Origin of the sequence: Stenotrophomonas sp. S41 (genome assembly GCF_016624625.1) — a bacterium.
Lineage (GTDB): Bacteria > Pseudomonadota > Gammaproteobacteria > Xanthomonadales > Xanthomonadaceae > Stenotrophomonas.
The window spans coordinates 1-2,613 of sequence record NZ_JACVTV010000191.1; the positions used below are offsets into that span (position 1 = coordinate 1).

The 2,613-nt window shown below is 66.0% G+C and carries 4 protein-coding genes; all 4 read right to left on the reverse strand.

From position 1 onward, the window contains the following. Positions 1–58: 58 nt before the first annotated feature. The 4 genes from IAE56_RS20765 to IAE56_RS20780 all read right to left on the reverse strand — a co-directional run bounded on the left by IAE56_RS20765 (position 59) and on the right by IAE56_RS20780 (position 2,469). Entirely contained in the window at positions 59–547 is a 489-nt protein-coding gene (locus tag IAE56_RS20765; protein WP_200753820.1) for a hypothetical protein, read from the reverse strand. 31 nt (positions 548–578) lie between these two features. Beyond that, positions 579–1,331 carry an HAD family hydrolase gene (locus IAE56_RS20770; RefSeq protein WP_200753821.1) on the reverse strand — a complete coding sequence of 251 codons (753 nt, stop codon included), beginning with the start codon at positions 1,329–1,331 and terminating at the stop codon, positions 579–581. Between the two features lie 128 nt (positions 1,332–1,459). Beyond that, positions 1,460–1,870 (reverse strand): EF-hand domain-containing protein, encoded by a 411-nt coding sequence (locus IAE56_RS20775; protein WP_200753822.1) that lies wholly within the window; start codon positions 1,868–1,870, stop codon positions 1,460–1,462. 227 nt (positions 1,871–2,097) lie between these two features. Further along, positions 2,098–2,469 carry a hypothetical protein gene (locus IAE56_RS20780; RefSeq protein WP_200753823.1) on the reverse strand — a complete coding sequence of 124 codons (372 nt, stop codon included), beginning with the start codon at positions 2,467–2,469 and terminating at the stop codon, positions 2,098–2,100. Positions 2,470–2,613: the final 144 nt, after the last annotated feature.

Here is a 2,613-nt window from a genome sequence, read left to right on the forward strand (position 1 = left end):
GGGCCATGCCCGGCGGGCTCCCTGGCCGCGCGTCGCGCTCGCCGGGCATGGCCCGGCACTACCGCTTGAGCTGGCGCTTCAGGGTGGCGTCGAGGGTGATCGGCCGGTCCCAGTGCTCGTAGCTGGCCACGATGGCGTGGCGCACGGCGCGGACATGCAGGTTGTCCGGTTTCACCGGCATGCGCGTGACCACCGCCTCCCAGCCCCCTTCCGGGTTCTGGCTGAAGGCGCGCACGCTGTCGCGGCAGGTCTGGCCGCTGGCCTTGGCCCAGAAGCAGGCGAAGTAGATATCGCCGGCCTGCCAGCCGTGATTGGTGAACAGTGCGCTGACATAGCCGCGCGGCACGTTGGCGTAGCGCGATACCTCGTCGAGGAAGGCATCGGGGTAGCGCTCGGCGTAGTGGTTGATGTCCTGCAGCTGGGCATCCAGCCAGCGGTCACCGGTTTCCACCGTGTAGGCCGCCGAACGTTCGGCGGTCTGCTGGGCCAGCACGGTGGCCGGCGCCAGCAGCAGGAGCGACAGCAGCAGGATCGAGAAACGGTTCATGCCCCGATTCTGCCGCAGCCGCCGGGTCCTGTCAGGCCGCTGCAGCGGCCTTGGCCTCGATCGCGGCCAGCGCGGCCGGCCAATCCCAGGCGGTATCGGCGGTGACCATGCGCGGCTCGTCGTCGGCCACGCCATGCTGGGTTTCGTGCGCCCAGGTAACCGCGTACGGGGTGTGGATGCCCCAGCCGCCCAGGGTGACCACCGGCTCGATATCCGAGCGCAGCGAGTTGCCGACCATCACGAACTGCTGCATCGGCAGATCGAATTCGGACAGCACGCGCGCGTAGGTTTCCGGGTCCTTCTCCGAGACGATCTCGATGCGCGGGAACAGCTCGTGCAGCTTGGCCACCTTGATCTTGGCTTCCTGGTGGAACAGATCGCCCTTGGTGATCAGCACTACCGGGTACTGCTCGGCGATGGCTGCTACCGATTCGCGCACGCCGTCGATCAGGTCGACCGGGTGGCGCAGGGTTTCATGGCCGATATCCAGCATGCGCTGGATGTCCTTGGCGTCGATGCGCTGGCCGGTGATGTCGATGGCCGCTTCGATCATCGACAGGACCATGCCCTTCACCCCGTAGCCGAACACGGCCAGGTTGCGCTGCTGCACTTCCAGCAGGTGGCGGGCGGTCTGGGTGTCGTGCACGTCGACATAGCGCGACAGCAGGTCCAGGTATTCCTGCTCGGCCTTGCGGTAATAGTCCTCGCTCTTCCACAGCGTGTCGTCACCGTCAAAACCGACCAGGCCGATGGCGCGCGAGCGCGCAGGCGTGGAGGCGTTCATGCGACAAGGATACAGGGGTGGCGAGGGCAACAAAAACCCGGGCGGCCTTCGCCGCCCGGGCCCCATGCACCGGTTGCCCCGAACACAACCGGATTCATTCAACCGGTTTCATTCAAAGTGAGCGACGATCAGTTGCCGCCGCTGGCACCTGCACCCGCCCCGGCCTGCTGGGCGGCCACGAAGGCCTTGTACTCATCGGCGCTGAGTTCGCCGTCCTTGTTGGTGTCGGCCTGGTCGAACACCTGGGCCAGGCCCGCGTTCACCTGTGCCTCGGACTTGCTGATGGTGCCGTTGCCATCGGTATCGATGCTGGCCCAGGTCTGGCCGCCGCCACTGGCCTGCGCCTGTGCCGATGCAGCCGCACTGGAGGCCTGGTCAGCCGCCTGGCCCGCCTGGGCCGCCGACTGCTGGGCCTGCGCCGCCTGATTCTGTGCCTGGGCTGCCTGCTGCTGTGCGCTCTGCGCCATGGCCGGGACGGCCAGCACACTACCGGCGGCAACGATCAGGGCGAGCAGGGGCTTGCGGTTGCGAATAGTCATCAGGTGGATCTCCTTTGGGTGGTGGAGCGCGGAATGTTGTCTCCGCACGGCACCTACCCTGCCACCGCGTTTCTGAATCGATTTTGGGCCGCGACCGGCGTGCATACACCCCATTAACCACTCGCCACCGCGCATGGTTTAGCACGGTGGTTAGGGCAAAGTGAGCGGTCCATAAGGTGCACATTCAGCGCGGCCGGATTTAACCGGCACGCAACGAAAAACCTGCGTCAATCGACGTTCTGCGCGGATGACCGCGAACTGAACAAGCCCCATCCGAGCGCAACACCGGAGAGCGCGCCGGCGATTTCCAGCACCACGCGGCTGCCCAGTTCGTTGGGGTCGTGGATGGTGGAGAGGAAGATGCGCGCATACAGCGGCGATTCCAGGCGGACGATGCCCATGTAGAACAGCTTCCACATGTCGATGCCGGCGGAGATGGCGACGGAGAACACGCAGGCCCAGCCAATGGCATGGCCCATGGACCAGCGCAACGCGCGGCACAGGTGATGCCAGAGGAAGTACACCAGCAGCCCGACCAGCAGGGCGATGGCACCGGCTTCGAGGGAGCCGAGCAGGCCGAAGTGCAGCGGAAGGTTCATGCAGGTGGGCAGTTGGGAGGCGGTAGTGAGTGTAAGGGTATCGGCAGGGCTTGCAGCCCTGCACCTGCCGAATCAACTTCAACGTCAAAAGCCAGAGCGGCATTCCGTGGGATGGCGGGGCACTGTGGGTTTGCGGGGACGCCG